The organism is Sideroxydans sp. CL21 (genome assembly GCF_902459525.1).
Classification (GTDB): domain Bacteria; phylum Pseudomonadota; class Gammaproteobacteria; order Burkholderiales; family Gallionellaceae; genus Sideroxyarcus.
In genome coordinates, this window is record NZ_LR699166.1 from 2586714 (window position 1) to 2608044 (window position 21331).

A 21331-nucleotide genomic window follows, 5' to 3' on the forward strand; every position below is an offset into this window, starting at 1 on the left:
ACTCTCTTGTGAGGAGAGACCATAAGGAAGTCTGCCCGCTTTCGCGTGGGGTGATGTTTCAACCCCTATCCATCCCGTTACAGAACGGCATTCGCTTTTTCCTCGTTCCTGTGCCCGCATCACCATGGGCGGACTTTACAGTCCGCTGTCCCCGAAGGGAGCGATACGGGGTTTCCACGTTCCACGTACAGAAGTACGTCGGGTTAGGTGCCTGCTATCGACCGGGAGGTGTATGGGTCACGAAAGCGTACCGGCAAGACGCTGTTCCCACCTCCATTACCGTTTTGGTTCAAGCGTATTAGCCACTTCCGCTTGCTTTCAGTTACGATCTTTATCGCAGATTCAAATGTTTTCACCATACCGACTATCTAGCACTTCACCGACGCATGGCTGTCAGAAGGGTATGCCTCTCGCGATTGATACCCCGTGCCCTGCGGCACTTCGTTACAGTGTCAGGGCCGCTCTTTATTCAGACCCCTAGATTCATCCGGTGACACGGATGGTTTCTTCATTTGAAGCAGAAACAACTTCTGTACGCGACTTCGTGTCGCAATGCCGGCTTTGAAATGCGGCACATCCTTGGCGGTTACTTTGACAGTTACGCCAGTCTTTGGATTGCGACCTGTGCGTGGTAGCCGATGGTTTATAACAAAGCAGCCAAAACCACGAATCTCGACCCGGCCTTTGTTTTGAAGTGTCATGGCAATGCCATCGAGTAATTGTCTGACCGCCAATTCGACGTCCGAGGCGGTTAGTTGCGGATGCTTGAGCGCAAGCTGTGTAAGTAGTTCTGATCGTGTCATAGGTACGGAGTGGCTGACAAAAGCAGCTGGCGGGACTATTTCAGGCGGTTGTATTGATGTTTTGGCCTAGATTGGGAGGAAGATTTGCCGAGCTTACCGCCGGTGTCTGAGAAATTGAGTCAATTAGAATCAAGGCCGTTTGTGCCTGCATGTCGATCGCCTTCTTCAGAACTGACGTTCCGGCGGTGACACTAGTTGCTAGAGCTGGTGCTGGGCTGATATTCATTGCGTTTACTCCTAACTGGCTGTCAGCATACTCCCATCAGACAAGCCAAATCAATCCGATTCTGATACAGGTACATCCAGTCCCATAATGGACGGCTTGATTGCCGCCCCCAGGAAGGCGCAAAGTGATCCCCCTCTTTCACTGGGAGATAATCATGGAAACCGATATTGCTGTTCGTCATCATGAGCCATGGAACAAGGGAAAGCTGACTGGTCAGAAAGCGCCACTCAGGTTGCCGGATATCTGGGCTATTCGCGTCCGGCTGCAACTGGGTGAACATTCGCGAGATCTTGCATTATTCAATCTGGCCATCGACAGTAAGCTCCGAGCATGCGATCTGATGAGTCTTAGAGTGCGGGACATATCACATGGGGAACACATCGCCGCACGTGCCATCATCCTGCAACAGAAGACGCAACGGCCCGTTCAGTTCGAGATCACAGAGCCGACACGCGCATCCCTGGTGAATTGGATCAAGATCGCTGGTTTGAAGTCAGAAGATCATCTCTTCCCCAGCCGGATAAATGGCTCCACTCATCTATCGACTCGCCAGTACGCAAGAATTGTACATAGATGGGTCAGCGATATTGGCCTGGATACGACGTGCTATGGCACGCATACGATGCGTAGAACCAAGCCTACGTTGATTTATCGCCGAACCAAGAATCTCAGAGCAGTGCAGATATTGCTTGGCCATACCAGAGTGGAGAGTACGGTTCGCTATCTTGGGGTCGAAGTTGATGATGCGCTGGAGATGGCTGAACAGACCGAGGTGTAGATACGGCCTATATACTTTTTGGAGTTGCTTGGCAGACATAAATCAGCGAGGATTCGACATTGCGTATGACCGCAACCAAGGCGGGAGCGGTCGTCCGCAACTGGGCATGGAAATTGACTCAAACCGGCCAGGAACAGCCCTTCGCATACGTCTGCTTTAGCGAAGGCAATTTCGCAATTCGAACTACTGGAACGTGCCATTCCCACTACTGGAACGTGCCATTCCCAGACGGTCACACCCAACACGGGGAGTTATCGATTCTAGGACTAGCGGCTGTTGCTCCCAGCTAAATTCAATTGGCTATGGACGTCCGCTTGTGGCAGGTGTTTAGCAAGGTATTAAATCCGCTTCGTGCCAAACCGACCTCGCGACATCGCGACTCATCCCGTTCATCACACAGTTGTAACGAGTCTTAAATTTGGCGAAAACGTCTGATGATAATGATTGACTTTAATAGTCAAGTTAGCGCACGATGATGCAGTCTCCACATTCGCAGCAACTTTAAATTGCCCTGACGCAATAACGAGTTAATGACAATGTATGCGGCTGGAAGGGTGTTCCCTCTGCAAGGTTTTTATGGTGACTTGCAGGGATACCCATTGAGATCGCCGGGTCAATGCATAGCGCAATAAGGTTGAGTGGCGATGTTGCCGTCGGTGTGCAGCACGGAGGTGTCATGCCATGATAGATGAGCACGCGAATGAGCAAACGAGTCTGCGTAAAGATGAAGCGCTGTGGCAACAGAAGCGAGAGAGTCTTTACCGAACACTCGCCGAAGTCGAGCCCGATGGCATTTTCGTGGCCGACGCTAACGGTCGCCTGATTGATGTCAATTCGCATCTGTGCGAGATGTTGGGTTATGCCGGGAACGAACTGTGCGGAATGCAGGTGTCCAATCTGGTAGATCAATCCGATACTCAAATTGTCGAATCTGCTCTGAACGAGGCGCAAGCCACCGTGGGGCACAATGGGAACATACAGCTTCATCGCAAAGACGGCTCACGATTCAACGCGGAATTGACGTCGGCACGAATGCCTGGCGGCGACGTGCTGGCGGTCATTCGTCCACTCTACCTGCAAGAAGGTTCTGCAACCTATTCAAACCGGCTGGCGGCGATTGTCGAAGCTTCGGACGATGCCATTATCGGTAAAGACCTGAACAGCCTCATTACCAGCTGGAACGCCGGCGCCGAAAGAATATTCGGGTACACCGCCAGTGAAATGATAGGTACGTCCGTCCTGTGCCTGATTCCTGCCGACCGACATGGCGAAGAAGATCAGATTTTGGCGAAAATCAGGCGCGGCGAAAAAGTAGACCACTATGAGACGGTGAGACTGACCAAGGATCAGCGGTTGATCGATGTGTCGGTCACGATATCCCCGATCAAGGATGAAACAGGTGCGGTCATCGGCGCCTCCAAGATCGCACGCGACATCACGTTATTAAAGGCTCGGCAGCGTGAAATCGTGAAGATGTCGCGGCTATATGCGGCACTGGCTCAAATTAACCAGGCGATACCATCCGCAAAAACACGCGACGACTTATTTCAGAATGCCTGCCGATTGCTGGTTGGCTATGGCGAGCTGAAAATGGCCTGGATCGGCTGGCATGATCCTCAAAGCCAGCAGATGGTACCCATAGCCGCCCACGGGGACCAATTTGATTATCTTTGCAAAATCAAAGTCTACGCCAGCGACAGCCCTGAAGGACGTGGCCCCACAGGAACTTCTTTTCGCACGGGCCGTCCCTGCATCTGCAACAAGTTGCTGGAAGATCCAGTCACACTTCCATGGCGCGCTGAAATCAAACGCTGCGGTTTTCGCGCTTCCGCCTCGTTCCCTATCCGTAAAAACGAACAGGTCATAGGCACGCTCAACGTATATGTAGGTGAGCCCGATTTTTTTCAGGAAGACGAAGTTCTGGTGCTGGACGAGGCGGCACGGGATATCTCATTTGCGACGGACAACTTCGAACTCCAAGACGCGCGCAAGCAATCTGAAATCACAGCGCTGAGAGAGAAAGCGTTCTCGGACACCTTGATTGAGAGCATGCCGGGAATCGTATATCTATTCGACGAGCGGCGGCAATTCTTGCGATGGAACGGGAACTGGAAAACGGTAACCGGCTATTCCGATGCCGAGATCTCGACGATGCATCCGCTCGATTTTTTTGCTGAGGAAGAGAGATCGTCGGTTGAACAACAAATTGCCGATGTCTTCGAAACAGGAACCGTGTCGACAGAAGCGTCGTTGCGAAACAAGGACGGCGTGATGATTCCCCATTTACTGATCGGACAGCGCATTGTCTCGGATGGCATGTTCTGCCTGCTCGGCATCGGCATTGATATTTCCGCGCGCAAAAATAATGAGCGGAAACTTCAGGAACAAGATGCGTTATTCATGGAGATGAGCGCCATGGCCCACATCGGTGGCTGGTCGTTTGACCCTCGAACCGGCGAAGGGGTCTGGACGGAAGAAGTCGCACTCATTCATGAAGTCGAACCTCGTAGCGCGACCAATGCCTCTTTTGGCCTGAGCTTTTATCACGGCGAGAGCCGCGAACTAATTGAGTCTGCCTTGCACGAGGCGATCGACAAATGCGCACCCTACGATCTTGAGCTGGAAATGGTAACTGCATCGGGCACGCATAAATGGGTTCGCACCATGGCCACTCCAATTGTAGAAAACGGGCAAGTCATCAGGATACGCGGCAGTTTTCAGGATATTACCGAGCGCAAGACGGCCGAAAACAGAATCAAGCGCCTGAATCGTGTACTCGCGGTGCTCAGCCAGATCAATTCTCTGATTGTCCGTGTGCAGGACCGCAATGACCTATTCCGAGAGGCGTGCAAAATCGCAACCGAGGCGGGAGGATTCCGCATGTCCATGGTGGCAATGGTTGATAGTGCCAGTGGCAGTATTGTTCCTGTCGCCGCGGAAGGTAAGGATGTCACGCTGATGGCCGACATTAAGCAAATATTGTCGTCGAATGAACTTGCGGCCATGACAATGGTCGCGCGTGCTATCAGGGAAAAAAAGCCGATTGTATCCAACGATTCGCAGCATGACCCAGCAGTACTTTTCGCCCGCCCGTATGCAGAAGCCGGTATCAACTCAATGGTAGTGTTACCGCTGATTGTAGAAGACAAGGCGGTGGGCGTGCTTGCGCTGTATGCCGCGGAAAGCGAGTTCTTCCTCGCTGAAGAAATGCAATTGCTTGCCGAGTTGACCAGCGACATCTCATTTGCAATCGATCACATCAATAAGCAGGAGCGGCTCAATTACCTCGCCTATTACGATGCCCTTACCGGGCTGGCGAACCGCAGTCTTTTTCTCGAGCGCGTGCGGCAATTCATCCACAACAGAAAGCCCGAACAGAAACTAGCACTGTTCCTGGTGGACTTGGAGCGATTCAAGAGGATTAATGACAGCCTGGGACGAGGCATCGGCGACGTGTTCCTGGTACAGATCGCTAAATGGATGGCTGACTATGTCAAGGACTCGGACCTGCTGGCAAGAATCGGTGAAGATCATTTTGCGGCGGTGATGCCGGATGTCAGGCAGGACGGCGATATCGGAAGGTTGGTGGAAAAGACGCAGGCGGCGTTGCAGGGACATCCATTTGTATTCAATGATGCCGAGATTCGAATCAGCGCAAAGATTGGCATTGCCATGTTTCCCGATGACGGTACAGATGCCGAAACGCTGCTTGGAAACGCCGAGGCTGCGCTGAAGATCGCAAAGAAGACCGGAGACCGCTATCAGTTCCACACGAAGAGAATAGCCGAATCGGTTTCCGGAAAACTCTCTCTTGAGAATCAGTTGCGGCAAGCGATTGATAATGAGGAGTTCGTGCTTCACTATCAGCCCAAGGTAAACCTGACGAGCGGTAAAGTAGTTGCTGCCGAGGCGCTGATTCGCTGGAACAATCCGCGTACCGGTCTGGTATTGCCGGGCGAGTTTATCCCGCTGCTGGAAGAGACCGGTTTGATTTTTGAAGTCGGGCGCTGGGCTTTGCGTAAATCGATCGAAGATAACCTGCGTTGGCGCAATGCTGGCCTGGCTTCCATGCGAATCGCCGTGAACGTATCTCCGCTCCAGCTACGCAATCAGAATTTTGTTGCAGAGATCAAACGCAAAATTGGCGACGAATCCCGTGCGGCAGAAGGACTGGAACTGGAAATTACGGAAAGCGTGTTTATGGAAGACTTGGAGCGCAATATTTCTACCCTGCAAGCAATCCGTGATTTGGGCGTTACCATCGCGATTGACGATTTTGGTACGGGCTTTTCCTCACTCAGTTACCTATCGAAGCTCCCGGTAGATACACTAAAAATAGATCGCTCCTTTGTAGTTAACATGACCAAAGGTCCCCAAGGCTTGGCATTGGTTTCAACGATCATTAACCTGGGGCATTCGCTTGCGCTCAAGGTGGTCGCCGAGGGCGTTGATGCCGAAGAACAGTCGCACCTGCTTCGCTTACTGACATGCGATGAAATGCAAGGATTTTATTTCAGCAAACCTGTACCTGCAGAAATATTTGAAGCACGCTTCCTGAGCAACTCGGCCAACCAAACAAGTGACAACCAATAAGTCGGTTGGTTTGACTTTGCGTCCAATACGCCCCGTTTTACGATACGTGTTGAAGCCGCGGCGGTACAGCGGACATCACTGCAGCGTTCGCATACAGGCTTTTCAGCACACCTTCATAGTCCGCTTAGACCAAGAAGTGTGCCTTTATTGAAATCCTCTTGGTGTCGGCTATTGTTCGAATGTGTGAGTTCGTCGATGTCCACTTTGCCGCAATGAATTCGTTAAGGGCTATGACCGGAGTGGGTTAGGAAGGGACCTTTTATCACCACCAAAACACTGCCTGGCAACGACCGCTTCTGTATGGACAACGGACATCCCCCCGACCTGCGCAAACAACCCTTTCAGCAAACGGGCGATGTCCCTTATGGCCGAAGAGTGAGCTTTCCCAACAGCCCAGAGCGACGGCAAATGGCACCCAGCGGTAATTCATGTTGCCATTCTGCCTGCCGCGAAGCAGCCACTCGTAAATGGATGTTGGCGAAACTGGGGCTGTTATCTTGACTAGATCTATGGATGAAATGAATGGCAATCAGAATCTCAGTAGTTCTGACGGCTCAATTCCCAGCGCATCTGCCAATCTACAAATATTCACAATCGCAATGTTGCGCTGGCCTCGTTCCACGCCGCCCAAGTAACTTCGAGCAAGCCCACTCTCAAGAGCAAGATGTTCTTGAGACCATTCACGTGCCTTTCGCAGTTCGACCAGCCGAGAGCCAAACAACACCCGAGGGTCTTTTTTGCCGATTTTAATTTGCCTAGCCATAGAAACATGCTATGGCTTTGGTTACTATGGGGCCACGCTCTATGAGTGACAATTTGGATCTTGTGCGGTAGAGTCATCGTCGTTCGAATCTCCAATTCTTGTCTTCGCTTCCAAATGTGAACTGAGTACAGACTGAGGATACAGGCAATGGAACAGAGCGATCTCCTGCAGCTTAAGCGCGAAGTGTTAGATCAAAGCCCAGAAGCTGCGTTACCCTGCAATTTGTCAGACAATTGGTTAGGTATGCTTGCACGAGATATTGAGATGTTGCAGGAAGAGACCGACAGCGACCATAGCTACCTCAGTGCGCCGTTAGCCATCATTGTCCAACTTTTGTGCGGAAAGTCTGGGCAATCGGAAGGTTCATTCTTGCTAGAAGAGCTATTCGAATACTTACAGTATCTGCAAATTGAAATTGCGCTCGAGGTAGCTCGCCGGAGCGCCGATATAGACGTTGTGCCAGCGACAATGGAAACAATTTTTACGAACCGGGTCGCTTGGGGGCATTAGCAGTTGCTCCCTGAAGAAACCCGTCAGGTGCAACAATTATCCAGGTCAAGCTAATGATGGAGAACTCACAGGAGGTTAAGAGGAGCCATGAGTAACGACAAGTCAATAAAACCACAACTAGGTGCATTCATCGCCGATTTGGAGAAGCACCCCAATATCTGGGGAACCGCTTCAGTTGAGGCAGAACCACAGAAGTGGCTAGAGGCATGGCAAGTTTTTAAGGTTGTTAAAACCAATGGTTTTGAAGATCGCTTCGGCCTTCATTTCGTTGGACGGAATAGCATCGAGGTCAATGGTGCTGTTTCAAGCAAAATCGAATCATTCGATCCTGTTACGATGCGAGGCATTACCAGCAGCGGCCGGATATACCAGCTAGTTGGCCCGCTAGGATTCTGCGACGATGCCCAATATGTACTTGGCAACTGGTGTCGATTCAATCGAGTCGAGGTTGAAGACGCCACAGAAGAGTTTATTCAGCGGTTCAGCATTTCTTTGGAGAACATTAAGAAAGTGACGGGATGATAACTCTACTGCCGGAACCCGAAGAGCGGAGGGCGTCGATAAGCGTAGCTTGCAGACAGACCTCTAGAATAAAAGGGCGTGCGTCATGGTGACAGCCTCACGAGACGCCAAGGAAATGGGTCGCGTAACTGCTCGACAATGGTTTGCTCGAACAGTACGGAATATGACTCGACTTCCAAATCTTGCTGGGAGTCCCAGATTCTGAGAATGAAGGCTTCCCATTCTTCATTCGGCACAACGATTGCGGCATTGGCCGGCGAGAAGTTCAAGCGGTCTGTGCGGATTCTCCACTCCCGTTCCCATGTGAAATCGATTGGAGGCGCTGTCACTGGTTCGTAACGGACATGACGCCAACGCATTTCTTCCGGCAATGCGTTGAAGTCAATGTCGGGTTGGTAGATCACTGGACGGCCCCCCTTGGCATAGAGCCAAGATTTATCAAACATCAGCCCAAAAGGCGAGTAGCGAGAAAAAGACTCCGTATTTACAAATCCGCCTGCAACTGCAGGAAGCGGTGCCTCTGTAAAGCAAACGCACCTATAACCACCGCGGATCATTCCGGCGCCACCGAGCAGCCGACCTTCACCAACAATTGTCAGGAGATTGATCAACGCATCGTCATAGCTCGCGCCACGAGTGAAGTGAATGACTTTGTCGCTTATGTCTGGTCGGGGAACCATGCTCAGGACGCGCAACGAATCTGTGGTAAAAGTCTATTCATAGGCGCATCGTGCCGTGAACCAATTGAAAGGCGCGAGCTGCTCCGCAGTGAAGCGTCCATCTCGACCATAACGGTAGGTATCAGCCTCACGGCGTAAGCGCTTCCAGCATAAGGGATGCAATGCTGCCCATTGACTCGATAGCAAACCGTGCTTGCGAAGGCGTGACAGTGCTAACCCATGGGCGTCCATGCCCCGTACCCTGCTTATTTCGCAGGGCGTTCAATGAGCAACCAAGTTCATAAGCTGCGCGTTCTATGCGCTTTTCGACAGGCTCACCGGGAACCATCGGAATACTCGGGGTTGCAAAGCCAAGTGCAGTGAACGCTTGACCCAAAAGAGTTGGAAAATTTGACGTGCTTGGAGGTGTGCCCCACTTTTGCACTAACACATGGGACGCTGTTGCCTCCAGAAGATCTTTAGCGGTACCGGCGAGAAGGGGGCTGTCGAGAGAGCCACGCCGAGCCCGATCTGCGTATGCGAGCAATGCTGAAGTTAATGCCTTGCCTGTAAAGGATTCGAGTAGGCGCGGCTGTAAAGTGCCTTCCGCAGTGAGTTCCCAGCCTTGTGCGAAAAAAGCCGCAGTCAGATTCACAATGGCCTCTTCGCCGCAGTAATTACTCGATTTGGGGCGAAACCCGCCGTAGCCTTGAACTGTTGAAACAAGACCAGCAACCAACGCCTCTCCAGCAGGGATGTTATTGGAAAGCGCCCAGCTTAGAGTGCCACGAACCCGCTTGGACTTGCCAACAGGCTTACCTTGTCTTCCAGGATCCGCAGATGTGAGCTTTGCCTGATCAATTCGAAACTCGATATCGGAATGACTTGGTTCACGCTTTTCTGTTTGTGCGTCATCAACGAGGCGTGCCATCGCGACAATGATGGCTTCCGTTAGCGGCGGATGGTCTGCCATTGCGCAACTCCTTACTCTAACGACGCTATGAAAGAAAGTGTTCTCATCGGCACATCGTGCCGTGAATCAAATGGAATATCAAGCCGAGGTCCGCTATTAGTCGGATATGGGTCGCTTGCGGTATTTGGCGAACGTCGGCTTTAAAGAAATTGGATTTGTAACGATAAATTTTGTACTTTGGGTGTAATATTCGCGACCCGCTAAAATGTAAGAAAATAGCTGAATTGGGGTATATTTCGCACAATTAATTTACATTATTTATATAGTTGTAACATATATCGTCAATAACAAAATAGTATATTTACTTATATACATGCAGTTACGGCAGCAACGCGCCGCGCGGCGATATATATTTTCGCCATACGGTTTTTTTATTTTTGGAACACCGTAGGTCGGGTTAGCGCAGCGTAACCCGACAACTTCCGATATTTGATGAAATGTCGGGTTACGCTGCGCTAACCCGACCTACAACATTATGAAATTCATCGACGAATCAAAAATAGAAGTCATCGCAGGCAACGGCGGTAACGGTGCGGCCAGCTTTCGTCACGAAAAATACATCGAAAAGGGCGGGCCGGATGGCGGCGACGGCGGACGCGGCGGCAGTGTGTTCGCGGTTGCCGACCGCAACATCAACACGCTGGTGGATTACCGCTTCGCGCGCATGCACCGTGCCAAGAACGGCGAATCGGGTCGCGGCGCGGACTGTTACGGCAAAGGTGCCGACGATGTCATCCTGCACATGCCGGTAGGTACCGTCATTACCGACGTCAACAGCGGCCAGATCATCGCCGACCTCACTCATGACGGCGAAAAGATTCAGCTCGCAAAGGGTGGTGCGGGCGGCTTGGGCAACCTGCATTTCAAATCCAGCACCAACCGCACGCCGCGCCAGTGCACACCGGGCGAAGAAGGCGAACGCCGCGAATTGCAACTGGAATTGAAAGTGCTCGCCGATGTCGGCTTGCTTGGCATGCCGAACGCGGGCAAATCGACCTTTATCCGCTCCGTTTCCGCCGCGCGCCCCAAGGTTGCTGACTACCCGTTCACCACGCTGCACCCCAATCTGGGTGTCGTGCGCGTATCGGAAGAAAAGAGCTTCGTCATTGCCGACATACCCGGCTTGATCGAAGGCGCGGCCGAAGGTGCCGGACTGGGACACCAGTTCCTGCGCCATCTGGCCCGCACGCGCCTGTTGCTGCATCTGGTCGACATCGCACCGATGTACGAGGGCGTCGATCCGGTGCATGAGGCGCATGCCATCCTGAACGAGTTGAAGAAATACGACGAAGCCTTGTATAACAAGCCGCGCTGGCTGGTATTGAACAAGCTGGATCTGCTGCAGGAAAATGACCGCGCGGAAAAAGTGGCGGCATTCCTCAAGGCCTTCGGCGACGACACGCGTTACTTCGCCATCTCCGCCATCAACGGTGAAGGCTGCAAGGAATTGACTTACGCTATCATGGAACACATCAACCAGATAGCCGCGCAAGAGCAGGACGCCGTCACTGAAAGTGCGCAAGAGACCGAGATCAATATTCACGACCCCTTAGCATGAAATCCGTTCTGACCCATTCCAAACGCATCGTCGTCAAAGTCGGCAGCAGCCTCGTCACCAACCAGGGCACCGGTTTGGACATGGATGCCCTTGGCAATTGGGCACAACAGATCGCCACCTTGCGCACGCAAGGCTGCGAAGTGGTGCTGGTGTCATCCGGCGCGATTGCCGAAGGCATGCAGCGGCTGGGGTGGAAGCAACGTCCTAGCGCTGTGCACGAGTTGCAGGCTGCTGCTGCAGTCGGTCAGATGGGCCTGGTACAGGCCTATGAAAGCTGCTTCCGCTGGCACCAGTTGAACGCCGCACAAGTGCTGCTGACCCACGCCGACCTCGCCGACCGCGAACGCTACCTGAATGCACGCTCAACCCTGCGCACCCTGCTCAAGCTCGGCGTCATCCCCATCATCAACGAGAACGACACCGTGGTCACCGACGAGATCAAATTCGGCGACAACGACACGCTAGGCGCGCTGGTCGCAAACCTGATCGAAGCCGATGCGCTGGTCATCCTCACCGACCAGGACGGCCTTTATACTGCCGATCCGCGCAAAGACACCGGTGCCACGCTCATCAGTGTCGCGCTGGCAGGCGACGCCACACTCGAAGCGATGGCCGGTGGCGCAGGCAGCCACATCGGACGCGGAGGCATGATCACCAAGGTACTCGCCGCCAAACGAGCGGCCCGCAGCGGGGCACACACCGTCATCGCCTCCGGCCACGAACGCGATGTGTTGCCGCGGCTGCTGCAAGGCGAATCTATCGGCACGCTGCTGACTGCCGCCGCACTCTCTTTGGATGCCCGCAAACAATGGCTCGCAGATCATCTACAGGTAAGCGGAAGAATCTCGCTGGATGCGGGCGCAGTGAAAGCCCTGCGTGTTGACGGCAAAAGTCTGTTGTCTATCGGTGTCACTCAGATCAGCGGAGAATTTCAGCGCGGCGCGGTCGTTGCGATTCTTGATGAAAGCGGCAGAGACATCGCGCGCGGCCTGGCCAACTACAACGCCGACGAAGCCCGCAGCATCGCCGGCAAAGCCAGTGGAGAGATCGAGAGCATTCTCGGTTACGTCGACGAACCGGAGCTCATACACAGGGACAACCTGGTTTTGCTATAACGCCAAAAAATGGGAAATGGCCACTGCATCGAACGGCCACCCCAGCTCAGTACCCGTATCCGCGCGTTTCAACACAGGAATGCGTATACCGTACTTCTCCATCAGTTCGTCGTCGTCCGCAATATCGATGTAATCAGCCTCAATACCGATCTCACGCAAGACAGCTTCTGCCTGCTCGCACAGGTGACAGAATGCGGTGCCGTAAAGTTTTATTTCCATGGTTCATTTTAATTCAGATTGCCCACTGCAACCCGTCACTCAAACCTGCGCACCAGCGCCGCCAGCTTCGCCAGGCCGGACTCGGCCTGAACCTCGCTGGCATGACTGAAGTTGAGACGCAACTGGCCGCAACTCTCCATCGCCCGCGGCATAAACGGCTCGCCCGGCATGAAGGCAACGCCCTCCTCGATCGCCCTGGGCAAGAGCAACCGGGTATCGATGCAGCGATTGAGCGTCAGCCAGAAGAACAGACCACCGGGCGGCACTTGCCAGCTGGCTAGGTCTCCGAAATGGCGGCGCAGTGCGGCCTCAAAGGCATCACGGCGCTCGCGATAGCGTCGTGCCAGTTCTTGCAAACGCTGTTCACAGGCCGGATCGTTAAGCTGTTGCAGCACCAGCCATTGGCTGACACGGTTGCTGTGCAGATCGGCGGCCTGCTTGAGCCGCGTGAGGAACGGCAGCAACTGCGGCGAAGCGGCGAGATAGCCGAGGCGCAAACCCGGCGCCAGACTCTTGGAAAACGACCCCTGATATATCCACGGCGCACGTTCGAGACGCGCGCAAACCGGCGTGCGTTCGCAGGGGTCGTACACCAGATCACGGTATGGATCATCCTCGAATAACGGAACCAGTGCCGCATCGCAAGCCGCAGCCAGTCCATCACGCTGACTCGCATCAAGGCACCGCCCGCTGGGATTCTGAAAAGTGGGGATGGCATAGGCGAATGCAGGCTTTTCCCGAAAACACGTCTGCGCATCCAGCGCATCCGCATCGAACGCCAGGAAACGCGCCCCGAAGAACCGGAACACCTGCAATGCCGCCAGGTAGGTCGGCGACTCGACCGCGACCGCCGTGCCGGGATCGATGAACAACTTTGCGACCAGGTCGATTCCCTGCTGCGAACCCGACAGGATCAGCACCTGCTCGGCACTGCAACGCAAACCCCGCGCATTCAGATCATCCGCGACCCGCTGGCGCAACTCCCATTCGCCTTCGCTGGGGCCGTATTGCAGCATAGCCTGCGGCATCGCATCCAGATCGAATCGGGGGAAGCTCTCCATGGCAGGCAATCCGCCTGCGAACGAGATCATGCCGGGGCGATCCACCACCGACAGAATCTCGCGTATCGGCGAGGCATGCAGATCCCGCGTGCGGGATGAAAAGCGGGGTTCCCCCTGAAAAAGCGAAGCGTTCATAACGAGCCATCCATTAATGTCAATAAGCTTGACCTATAGACAGTCTAGCGGCCACTCGCCTATCATGTCAATATGGTTGACCAATTACCTAGCACCGACCCCCTCTCCGCCATGCCGCGCGAGGACGCACTACGCCTTGCGATCGAGCAGTTCTATTTCGCTTACCGCGCGTTCACCAACCCGCCCGACCGCATACTCGACCAGCGCGGCCTGGGGCGCGTGCATCACCGCATCCTCTACTTCGTCGGACGCAACCCGCAGATATCGGTCAACACGCTGCTCGCGCTACTCGACGTCAGCAAACAGGCACTCAACGCGCCCCTGCGCCAGCTGATCGAGATGAATTTGATCGCGATGGATACCGCCGAGCATGACCGCCGGGTGCGCCAGCTGTCGCTCACCGCGAACGGGAGCAAGCTGGAAGCCCAGCTCACCGGCACCCAGATGAAACTACTGCAAGCCGCATTCGAAAAGGCCGGAAGCAATGCCGAGGCAGGCTGGCACCGGGTGATGCGCTGCCTCGCCGAAGAAAGTTAGCGTTACACACTGGCTTTGTGCCACTCATTGCATGGCTGTGTTTTTCTGGATGTTCGATTTTCGGCCGGAAAAGCCCTTCGCGTACGGCAGCTTTAGCGACGGCAATTTCGCAACTTGAGCTACCGCAGCTAGTAGAAGACATTCGCCCCCACCCGTACTATTATGCATATGCGGACAGACAAAACGGTGGAGCTCTAATGAATCATTCGGTTATAAAAAGAATGTGCGCCTCACTATTTTTATAACACGGACCGGTGGGTCCGTCCCATGATTGTTAGGCCGCACACGACCCCAATACCTCCCACTCGCAAGGAAAACATCGGTCGGCGCATTCCCTAAAAATCGGGACTGCTCATCCAGTGAACGCCAAAGATGACATCGCACTACGCCTCCGATGAAGCCATTGCGGCCGTGCACAATGGTCGCCTAAGCGGTGCTCATTACATATATTCACGCGATGAGGCCGACGATCAATTTTGCCGTTCTTCATGAGGCAAATTGCATTATTGAAGCACTACTGCAAATGCATTCGATTCGTGGGGTCCTCACCTTTGCTGTAGTGGCATCCAGGAGTCCATTTCAGGTTACACGAGTCAAGGAAGACGAATTCATTGTGCTAGTTGATCAGCGCGCATTCTATTATCTGCTGACGCTTTGTCTCAGGCTGCAATCACTTCCAGAACTCGCAAAGCCACTAGCTGAAACCGAGATCGTCGAGACTCGGGACTATGCAGGAAAATATCTACTAGATATTACGAAGGATATAGTCTTTCATACGGCAGACATTTCTCATCTCAACATCGCAACACAAGGCAGAGCCGTCTTTCAGGCCGCCCTTGCGTACATCATTGCTCATGAAGTGGCACACGTTTCACACGGCCACCTTGAGTTTAAGTTGTCTCCACACTTTCCTGAGTTCTCACGAGATGACGGCGATAAGAACCTTACCCTGCGCACACTCGAGATGGATGCAGATAGCACCGCTACGACTTCAGTTTTTGCTATGTTTGAGAGAGCATTTGATCACATCATCAATAATGAAACTGAACAACCCTTTATCAATTCGAACAACGTCAGATTCAAAGCGCGTCTGCAATATATTGCGGGAATGTTTATCGCATTAATATACTTGGATACATTGACCCTTAATTTCAACCCATCTAAATATCCAACGAGCTATGCAAGATTCCTAACAACAAATGGAATCATGCAAATATTGATGCAGAGGCACGCGCCAACGGAAGTCCACTTGCCCGAGACCGTCCGGCAGATGATTGTCGCCTGCTTTATTTCGCTGAGTGGGGCACTTGAAAATCTGGGGACCCCATCGCCTCAAATGTCTTGATCTACAACGACCCATCGGGTGAGCCTCGCTTTGCCTACCACGAAATAGGTGTGATGATGGGGCGGAGCGAACTTGATCCCTTGTATTCTCGCTGGAGCAAATTACGACCGTATCTGGAAAAGTTCCAACGTGGAGGGATACTGGCTCCAGCCACGGCCACCCCTTATTAGCGCTACACGAGTCAGGGAACAAGAAGTTCATTGGGGAAGAAAATAGCCACTATCAGAGCTAAGTGCTTGGCTAATATGTTCGGCCTAACCCATCACTCAAGCGGACGCCCACCTGCATGCCATTCCAAAGCAATATGGGATCGGTTTCGAAATAAATTCGCAAACCTTGTCGGCCATTGGGGGCGTCATCACAAATTGCCTGCGGTATGGCTTGCATCAGCGCTTGCATGGAGGCGTCACGCGGCCAGCGAGTCCCCGGTCAATGAAACATTCAGTACCACGTCTTTCCAAGGCACATAGACTTTCCCATTTTCATCACGTGCCAGAAGTTCAAGCTCCAGCAGTTTGTTTACGTCGCGATGCACGTTCGAGTAATTGCGCCTCATTGCCTTGGCTAAAGCATAAACACTGAGCGCACCGAGTTGCTTGGAGGCTTCGATCACCTGCATTCGCGCCGGGGTAATGTCCGAAAAAAGACTCGCCATTGAATCAAAATCGAGGTGGTAATCGACCGACACAGGCTTGCCTGCGTCGGCTCTTTTGGCTGCGCGCACGGCACGCGCCTGGGAAGTTTTCCAACTGGTCAGTTCAATGATCGCTTTCATCTTTTTCTCCTGACAGGCGGATGACATCCGCCTCGAAATCCAAAATCAGTTGCTCCAGCGTGGTGAACAGGTAGGCTTGCTGGCGTTCTTTCCTGCCCAGATGCCGATGGTCGCCTTTGCCCGACTCATTGTCATAGCGCACTACGGTTGCGCCATTCCGCCCGCAGTACAGCCGATACTTGAAGCGGTGCAAGCAGCCCCTCACAGGAACGGGAACCACCCAGACAACCCGCTCGATGAGCGCATTGCCCTTACGTACTCTGTCCTTGATGACGAGTTGCGCTTCCATGTATGGCATTCTAGCAATATATTGCCTGGAGGCAATAACCTGAATGATCACTTCGGAGGGATATCCCGCATCATGTAGCTGCAGCCCAACAGGCACGGCTATCTTCAGGCACACACATTGAAGATTGCCGAATGACGGACGCTTTCACGGCATTACATTGAAGATCGCCTATTGGCGCCAATTTCCGGCATACCTGCATTTTTGTCCGTGTGATTCGGGACGGGCCTGAACCACTTCAAACCTCTTCGTACCACCCCTTGCTGCGCTTCACCAGATACACCACCGACAACATCACCGGCACTTCGATCAATACGCCAACCACGGTGGCGAGTGCCGCACCCGATTCGAAACCGAACAGGCTGATCGCCGCCGCCACGGCCAGTTCGAAGAAATTGGACGCGCCGATCAGCGCAGACGGTCCGGCCACGCAGTGTTCTTCGCCGAAACGCCGGTTGAGCCAGTATGCGAAGCCGGAAGTGAAATACACCTGGATGGTAATAGGCACCGCCAGCATCAGGATGACGAGAGGCTGCTCGACGATGGCCTTGCCCTGGAAGGCGAACAGCAGCACCAGCGTCAGCAGCAGCGCAGAAATGGAAACGGGACCGAGCATATCCAGCGTGCGCTGCAATGCCTCCTCCTCGCCGCGCGCCAACAGCAGCTTGCGCCATACCTGCGCCAGCATTACCGGCAGCACGATGTAGAGCACGACCGACACCAGCAGCGTATCCCACGGCACCACAATGGCCGACAGGCCCAGCAACAACGCCACCAGCGGGGCGAAGGCGAACACCATGATGGTATCGTTGAGCGCGACCTGGCTCAGCGTGAACAGCGGCTCGCCGTTCACCAGGCGGCTCCACACGAACACCATCGCGGTGCAGGGAGCGGCGGCCAGCAGCACCAGTCCGGCGATGTAGCTGTCGAGCTGTTCCGCCGGCAGATACGGCGCGAACAGATGGCGGATGAACAGCCAGCCCAGCAGCGCCATGGAGAACGGCTTGACCGCCCAGTTGATGAACAGCGTGACGCCGATGCCGCGCCAGTGCTTGCGCACCTCATGCAGCGCGCCAAAGTCGATGCGCAACAGCATGGGAATGATCATCACCCAGATCAGCAGGCCGACAGGCAGATTGACTTTGGCGACCTCCAGGCCGCCCAGCCAGTGAAACGGCGCTGGAATCGTCTGGCCCAGAATCACGCCGACGATGATGCACAGGAAAACCCAAACGGTCAGGTAACGTTCGAAGATGCTCATGGTGTCAATCCTTGATGCGCCCGATCTCGGCGAGTTTTTCTTTCAGCACCAGCTTGTCCAGTTTGTCGATCGGCAGACTCATGAACAACTGGATGCGGCGCGCCAATTGCTCGTATGCCTTCCTGAATGCCGCGCGCCTGGCTTCATCGCCCTCGACATGCGCCGGGTCGGGGATGCCCCAGTGTGCCGTCGCCGGATGTCCGAGCCACACCGGACAGGCCTCGCCCGCAGCGTTGTCGCACACGGTGAAGATGAAATCGAACTCCGGCGCGCCGGGCGCGGCGAACTCGTCCCAGCTTTTGCTGCGCAGCCCCTCGGTGCCGTAGCCCTGCTGCTGCAGCAGTTCCAAGGCCCCCGGATTGACTTTCCCGGCGGGCTTGCTGCCCGCGCTGTAGGCCTTGAACCTGCCTCTGCCCAGGTGGTTGAACAGCACTTCGCCCAGAATGCTGCGCGCCGAATTGCCGGTGCACAGCACCAGCACGTTGTATTGCTTTTCACTCATGTCTTCTTCCTTTTTCACGTTTCAACATTTATTGATCGGGGCGCACTGCGTCGCGTCGCCTGCGCAGCAATGTTCGGTAAGGTAGGCAATCAGCTTGTCCATCTCCGTGAAGTTGGCGCTGTAGATCACAAAGCGCCCTTCGGTGCGGGACTTGATCAGCCGGGCATGCGTCAACGTCTTCAGGTGAAACGAGAGCGTTGCCGGCGGAATGCCCAGTTTTTCTCCCAAGACTCCGGCCGCCACGCCCTCTTGCCCCGCCTGCACGAGCAAGCGAAAGATCGACAAACGCGACTCCTGCGCCAATGCCGCCAATGCCCCTACCGCCAATCCGATCTTCATCTCCACCTCTTGCAAGATTCTACATTTCTAATATTATCGAAATGTTAAACTGGCCGCAACCGTTGCGGGCAATAAATCGGCAAATGGCATTCGTGCTAGCATAGATGCGTCACTAAAATTTGCTTGCTCCTTATTGCCGGGTACTTAAATGTTTATTGAATTGATCATTCTCGCCGTACTGGTTGCAGTCGTTGTCATCGCACTGCGCCCGCCGCGCCGTTGAATGAGGCGTTAAAGAAATCGGAGGAAATTCATGAAAAGCGCTTTTTACATACTGCTGGCAATTCTGGCTTTCAGCTCGATGCCGGGTAAGGCAAACGCAAATACCGTTCTTGGATCGATTTCCTGCAAGCAGTGGCAAGACAAACGAAGCCAGCCTGCCGATGCAGAACCCTACGCAATTTGGCTCAATGGCTATTTATCAGGGGCAAATGCCACATATGGCGATATGCTCGGTCGGGACTTTATAAAGAACTCGGACAAAATATCGATCGTGGACTGGACGGATGCGTATTGCGAGAAATATCCAAAATCGATGCTGGAAGACAGTGCCAACGCATTAATTAAACGCTTGATAAAAGACCTTCCGTTCTAAATAAATTACCCTCTGCTCTACCGGCACAGGCCAACCGGATACCACCATTATTCCAGGCCTGCCATAATCCAGTATTAATTGATCGCGTCATGAGATTGCCGCACCGGTATGGGCGAGCACGGCTGCCGACAGCAGGCCATACAAATGAAACGGAGATGCCTTACACCATGAATCCCATTCTCGGCAACCGCGGCGCTGTCGTCGCGCCCCATTCCCTGGCATCCCAGGCCGGCCTCGATATCCTGCGCGAAGGCGGTAACGCCATCGAAGCCACCATCGCCGTGGCTTCCACCCTGGCGGTCGTCTATCCGCACATGACCGGCATCGGCGGCGACGGCTTCTGGCTGCTGCACGCGCCGGGACAATCCATGGACTCCATAGACGCCTGCGGCGCGGCCGGTGCAAATGCCACCCGGGAGCTGTACAACGGCCTTGACAGCATTCCATGGCGCGGCCCCTTGGCCGCCAATACCGTTGCGGGCACGGTCTCCGGCTGGGGCGTCGCCTATGACTACAGCCGCACGCGCTGGGGCGGTCGCCTGCCGTTCGCGCGCCTGCTGGAAAGCGCGATCCGCTACGCACGGGAAGGCTTTCCTGTTACCCATGGCCAGGAGGAAGGTACCCGCGCAAAATTGCCCGATCTCATCGCCCAGCCCGGATTCGCCACGGCTTTCCTGAACCAGGGGCAAGTCCCGGCATATGGCCAGTGCCACCGCTTTCCGGCCCTGGCGAACACGCTGGAACAGCTGGCCCGGGCGGGATCTGAAGATTTCTATCGCGGGGAACTGGCCCGGCAGATCGGGGCCGACCTGGCCACCATCGGCAGCCCAGTCACCGCTGCCGACCTGGCCAGCCATCAGGCCCGGATCAAACCGCCGCTGCAACTGCGCCTGTCCGATGCCACTGTGTACAACATGGCACCGCCGACTCAGGGACTGGCTTCGCTGCTGATCCTCGGCATCTACGACCGCATCCGCCAAAGCGGCTGGAACCCCGACAACGCGGAAGGCATCCATGCGCTGGTGGAAGCCACCAAGCAGGCCTTCCTGCTGCGGGACAAATATGTGACCGACCCGGCACACATGAAAGTCGATCCTTCCGCGCTGTTAAGTGACAAGACGCTGGATGCCGCGGCTGCAGCCATACCTCTGCAACACGCCAGCCCGTGGCCGGCTCCCGTCTCCGATGGCGACACTACCTGGATGGGCGTGGTGGACGCCGCGGGACGGGCAGTGAGCATGATCCAGAGCATCTATTTCGAATTCGGCAGCGGTGTCGTGCTGCCGGGCAGCGGCATCTGGTGGCAGAACCGCGGCTGCTCCTTCGACCTGAGGCCCGGTCGCCTGCGCAGCCTGGAACCGGGACGCAAGCCGTTCCATACGCTCAATCCGGCCATGGCCGCGCTGGACGACGGGCGCCTGCTGGTCTACGGCACCATGGGCGGCGAAGGCCAGCCGCAGACCCAGGCGGCGGTGTTTTCCCGCTACGTATGGGGCGGCCACAACGTGCGCTCGGCCATCGCCGCACCGCGCTGGCTGCTGGGCCGCACCTGGGCGGAACAGAGCGCGTCACTGAAACTGGAATCGCGTTACCCGCAGGCTGTCATCGACGCCCTGCGCAAGCTGGGACATCCTGTGGAAGTGGTGGCGGACTTCGACGAGCGTATGGGCCATGCCGGCGCGCTGGTGCTGCATCCGCAAGGCTGGATCGAGGGCGGCGAAGACCCGCGCAGCGACGGCAGCGTGGCTGCATGGTGATGCCGTCCATCATCAATCA

22 protein-coding genes are annotated in these 21331 nt (G+C 54.7%); 10 read left to right on the plus strand and 12 right to left on the minus strand.

Annotated features, from left to right (window positions below):
• Nucleotides 1-452: 452 nt before the first annotated feature.
• Entirely contained in the window at nucleotides 453-803 is a 351-nt protein-coding gene (locus QOY30_RS12040) for an HU family DNA-binding protein (RefSeq protein WP_283744862.1), read from the minus strand.
• Nucleotides 804-843: 40 nt separating this feature from the next.
• Complete coding sequence (locus QOY30_RS12045; protein ID WP_283744863.1) at nucleotides 844-1029, minus strand: YjfB family protein; 186 nt, start codon at nucleotides 1027-1029, stop codon at nucleotides 844-846.
• A gap of 154 nt (nucleotides 1030-1183) precedes the next feature.
• Here QOY30_RS12045 and QOY30_RS12050 point away from each other — a divergent pair, with 154 nt between their 5' ends.
• Together QOY30_RS12050 and QOY30_RS12055 are read left to right on the plus strand one after the other, a co-directional pair.
• Complete coding sequence (locus QOY30_RS12050) at nucleotides 1184-1807, plus strand: tyrosine-type recombinase/integrase (RefSeq protein WP_283744864.1); 624 nt, start codon at nucleotides 1184-1186, stop codon at nucleotides 1805-1807.
• Between the two features lie 681 nt (nucleotides 1808-2488).
• On the plus strand, nucleotides 2489-6400 hold the full coding sequence (locus QOY30_RS12055; RefSeq protein ID WP_283744865.1) for an EAL domain-containing protein: 3912 nt from the start codon (nucleotides 2489-2491) through the stop codon (nucleotides 6398-6400).
• Between the two features lie 529 nt (nucleotides 6401-6929).
• Here QOY30_RS12055 and QOY30_RS12060 read toward each other — a convergent pair.
• Nucleotides 6930-7163 carry a helix-turn-helix domain-containing protein gene (locus tag QOY30_RS12060; RefSeq protein ID WP_283744866.1) on the minus strand — a complete coding sequence of 78 codons (234 nt, stop codon included), beginning with the start codon at nucleotides 7161-7163 and terminating at the stop codon, nucleotides 6930-6932.
• A 147-nt stretch (nucleotides 7164-7310) separates the two neighbouring features.
• On the opposite strand from QOY30_RS12060, the gene QOY30_RS12065 reads away from it, so the two are divergent.
• Nucleotides 7311-7673 (plus strand): hypothetical protein, encoded by a 363-nt coding sequence (locus QOY30_RS12065; RefSeq protein WP_283744867.1) that lies wholly within the window; start codon nucleotides 7311-7313, stop codon nucleotides 7671-7673.
• 87 nt (nucleotides 7674-7760) lie between these two features.
• Nucleotides 7761-8195, plus strand: coding sequence for a hypothetical protein (locus tag QOY30_RS12070; protein ID WP_283744868.1), 435 nt, complete (start codon nucleotides 7761-7763; stop codon nucleotides 8193-8195).
• An 83-nt stretch (nucleotides 8196-8278) separates the two neighbouring features.
• Here the strand turns inward: QOY30_RS12070 and QOY30_RS12075 are convergent, their stop codons facing one another.
• Complete coding sequence (locus QOY30_RS12075) at nucleotides 8279-8806, minus strand: hypothetical protein (RefSeq protein ID WP_283744869.1); 528 nt, start codon at nucleotides 8804-8806, stop codon at nucleotides 8279-8281.
• Between the two features lie 196 nt (nucleotides 8807-9002).
• On the minus strand, nucleotides 9003-9827 hold the full coding sequence (locus QOY30_RS12080) for an abortive infection family protein (RefSeq protein WP_283744870.1): 825 nt from the start codon (nucleotides 9825-9827) through the stop codon (nucleotides 9003-9005).
• 475 nt (nucleotides 9828-10302) lie between these two features.
• On the opposite strand from QOY30_RS12080, the gene cgtA reads away from it, so the two are divergent.
• Both cgtA and proB read left to right on the plus strand, forming a co-directional pair.
• Nucleotides 10303-11385 carry an Obg family GTPase CgtA gene (gene cgtA / locus QOY30_RS12085; protein ID WP_283744871.1) on the plus strand — a complete coding sequence of 361 codons (1083 nt, stop codon included), beginning with the start codon at nucleotides 10303-10305 and terminating at the stop codon, nucleotides 11383-11385.
• On the plus strand, nucleotides 11382-12500 hold the full coding sequence (proB, locus tag QOY30_RS12090) for a glutamate 5-kinase (protein WP_283744872.1): 1119 nt from the start codon (nucleotides 11382-11384) through the stop codon (nucleotides 12498-12500). The genes cgtA and proB overlap by 4 nt, the downstream gene beginning before the upstream one ends.
• On the opposite strand, the gene QOY30_RS12095 is transcribed toward proB, so the two are convergent.
• Both QOY30_RS12095 and QOY30_RS12100 read right to left on the minus strand, forming a co-directional pair.
• A complete protein-coding gene (locus tag QOY30_RS12095; protein ID WP_283744873.1) occupies nucleotides 12495-12719 on the minus strand; it encodes a glutaredoxin family protein in 225 nt (74 codons plus the stop codon). The genes proB and QOY30_RS12095 overlap by 6 nt on opposite strands.
• Before the next feature lie 35 nt (nucleotides 12720-12754).
• Nucleotides 12755-13915, minus strand: a complete 1161-nt coding sequence (locus tag QOY30_RS12100; protein WP_283744874.1) for an aminotransferase-like domain-containing protein — start codon at nucleotides 13913-13915, stop codon at nucleotides 12755-12757.
• Nucleotides 13916-14134: 219 nt separating this feature from the next.
• On the opposite strand from QOY30_RS12100, the gene QOY30_RS12105 reads away from it, so the two are divergent.
• Complete coding sequence (locus QOY30_RS12105; RefSeq protein WP_283744875.1) at nucleotides 14135-14452, plus strand: MarR family transcriptional regulator; 318 nt, start codon at nucleotides 14135-14137, stop codon at nucleotides 14450-14452.
• Between the two features lie 457 nt (nucleotides 14453-14909).
• Nucleotides 14910-15797, plus strand: coding sequence for a phage exclusion protein Lit family protein (locus tag QOY30_RS12110; protein ID WP_283744876.1), 888 nt, complete (start codon nucleotides 14910-14912; stop codon nucleotides 15795-15797).
• A 406-nt stretch (nucleotides 15798-16203) separates the two neighbouring features.
• On the opposite strand, the gene QOY30_RS12115 is transcribed toward QOY30_RS12110, so the two are convergent.
• The 5 genes from QOY30_RS12115 to QOY30_RS12135 all read right to left on the minus strand — a co-directional run bounded on the left by QOY30_RS12115 (nucleotide 16204) and on the right by QOY30_RS12135 (nucleotide 18960).
• Entirely contained in the window at nucleotides 16204-16572 is a 369-nt protein-coding gene (locus QOY30_RS12115) for an HVO_A0114 family putative DNA-binding protein (RefSeq protein ID WP_283744877.1), read from the minus strand.
• Nucleotides 16556-16870: a toxin-antitoxin system TumE family protein gene (locus QOY30_RS12120; protein ID WP_283744878.1), complete on the minus strand. Its 315-nt coding sequence runs from the start codon at nucleotides 16868-16870 to the stop codon at nucleotides 16556-16558. The genes QOY30_RS12115 and QOY30_RS12120 overlap by 17 nt, the downstream gene beginning before the upstream one ends.
• Before the next feature lie 226 nt (nucleotides 16871-17096).
• Entirely contained in the window at nucleotides 17097-18119 is a 1023-nt protein-coding gene (gene arsB, locus QOY30_RS12125; RefSeq protein ID WP_283744879.1) for an ACR3 family arsenite efflux transporter, read from the minus strand.
• Nucleotides 18120-18123: 4 nt separating this feature from the next.
• Nucleotides 18124-18621 (minus strand): arsenate reductase ArsC, encoded by a 498-nt coding sequence (locus QOY30_RS12130; RefSeq protein ID WP_283744880.1) that lies wholly within the window; start codon nucleotides 18619-18621, stop codon nucleotides 18124-18126.
• 21 nt (nucleotides 18622-18642) lie between these two features.
• On the minus strand, nucleotides 18643-18960 hold the full coding sequence (locus tag QOY30_RS12135; RefSeq protein WP_283744881.1) for an ArsR/SmtB family transcription factor: 318 nt from the start codon (nucleotides 18958-18960) through the stop codon (nucleotides 18643-18645).
• A 253-nt stretch (nucleotides 18961-19213) separates the two neighbouring features.
• Between QOY30_RS12135 and QOY30_RS12140 the strand changes: the two genes are divergently transcribed.
• Nucleotides 19214-19555, plus strand: a complete 342-nt coding sequence (locus QOY30_RS12140; protein WP_283744882.1) for a hypothetical protein — start codon at nucleotides 19214-19216, stop codon at nucleotides 19553-19555.
• A gap of 167 nt (nucleotides 19556-19722) precedes the next feature.
• Nucleotides 19723-21312, plus strand: a complete 1590-nt coding sequence (locus QOY30_RS12145; RefSeq protein WP_283744883.1) for a gamma-glutamyltransferase family protein — start codon at nucleotides 19723-19725, stop codon at nucleotides 21310-21312.
• Nucleotides 21313-21331: the final 19 nt, after the last annotated feature.

Coding starts and splice junctions, on each gene's coding strand:
- QOY30_RS12140 (WP_283744882.1), top strand. CDS start 19,214: ATGAAAAGCGCTTTTTACATACTGCTGGCAATTCTGGCTTTCAGCTCG.
- QOY30_RS12120 (WP_283744878.1), bottom strand. CDS start 16,870: ATGCCATACATGGAAGCGCAACTCGTCATCAAGGACAGAGTACGTAAG.
- proB (WP_283744872.1), top strand. CDS start 11,382: ATGAAATCCGTTCTGACCCATTCCAAACGCATCGTCGTCAAAGTCGGC.
- QOY30_RS12145 (WP_283744883.1), top strand. CDS start 19,723: ATGAATCCCATTCTCGGCAACCGCGGCGCTGTCGTCGCGCCCCATTCC.
- QOY30_RS12055 (WP_283744865.1), top strand. CDS start 2,489: ATGATAGATGAGCACGCGAATGAGCAAACGAGTCTGCGTAAAGATGAA.
- QOY30_RS12095 (WP_283744873.1), bottom strand. CDS start 12,719: ATGGAAATAAAACTTTACGGCACCGCATTCTGTCACCTGTGCGAGCAG.
- arsB (WP_283744879.1), bottom strand. CDS start 18,119: ATGAGCATCTTCGAACGTTACCTGACCGTTTGGGTTTTCCTGTGCATC.
- QOY30_RS12135 (WP_283744881.1), bottom strand. CDS start 18,960: ATGAAGATCGGATTGGCGGTAGGGGCATTGGCGGCATTGGCGCAGGAG.
- QOY30_RS12065 (WP_283744867.1), top strand. CDS start 7,311: ATGGAACAGAGCGATCTCCTGCAGCTTAAGCGCGAAGTGTTAGATCAA.
- QOY30_RS12045 (WP_283744863.1), bottom strand. CDS start 1,029: ATGAATATCAGCCCAGCACCAGCTCTAGCAACTAGTGTCACCGCCGGA.
- QOY30_RS12080 (WP_283744870.1), bottom strand. CDS start 9,827: ATGGCAGACCATCCGCCGCTAACGGAAGCCATCATTGTCGCGATGGCA.
- cgtA (WP_283744871.1), top strand. CDS start 10,303: ATGAAATTCATCGACGAATCAAAAATAGAAGTCATCGCAGGCAACGGC.
- QOY30_RS12040 (WP_283744862.1), bottom strand. CDS start 803: ATGACACGATCAGAACTACTTACACAGCTTGCGCTCAAGCATCCGCAA.
- QOY30_RS12100 (WP_283744874.1), bottom strand. CDS start 13,915: ATGAACGCTTCGCTTTTTCAGGGGGAACCCCGCTTTTCATCCCGCACG.
- QOY30_RS12130 (WP_283744880.1), bottom strand. CDS start 18,621: ATGAGTGAAAAGCAATACAACGTGCTGGTGCTGTGCACCGGCAATTCG.
- QOY30_RS12060 (WP_283744866.1), bottom strand. CDS start 7,163: ATGGCTAGGCAAATTAAAATCGGCAAAAAAGACCCTCGGGTGTTGTTT.
- QOY30_RS12050 (WP_283744864.1), top strand. CDS start 1,184: ATGGAAACCGATATTGCTGTTCGTCATCATGAGCCATGGAACAAGGGA.
- QOY30_RS12115 (WP_283744877.1), bottom strand. CDS start 16,572: ATGAAAGCGATCATTGAACTGACCAGTTGGAAAACTTCCCAGGCGCGT.
- QOY30_RS12110 (WP_283744876.1), top strand. CDS start 14,910: ATGAGGCCGACGATCAATTTTGCCGTTCTTCATGAGGCAAATTGCATT.
- QOY30_RS12070 (WP_283744868.1), top strand. CDS start 7,761: ATGAGTAACGACAAGTCAATAAAACCACAACTAGGTGCATTCATCGCC.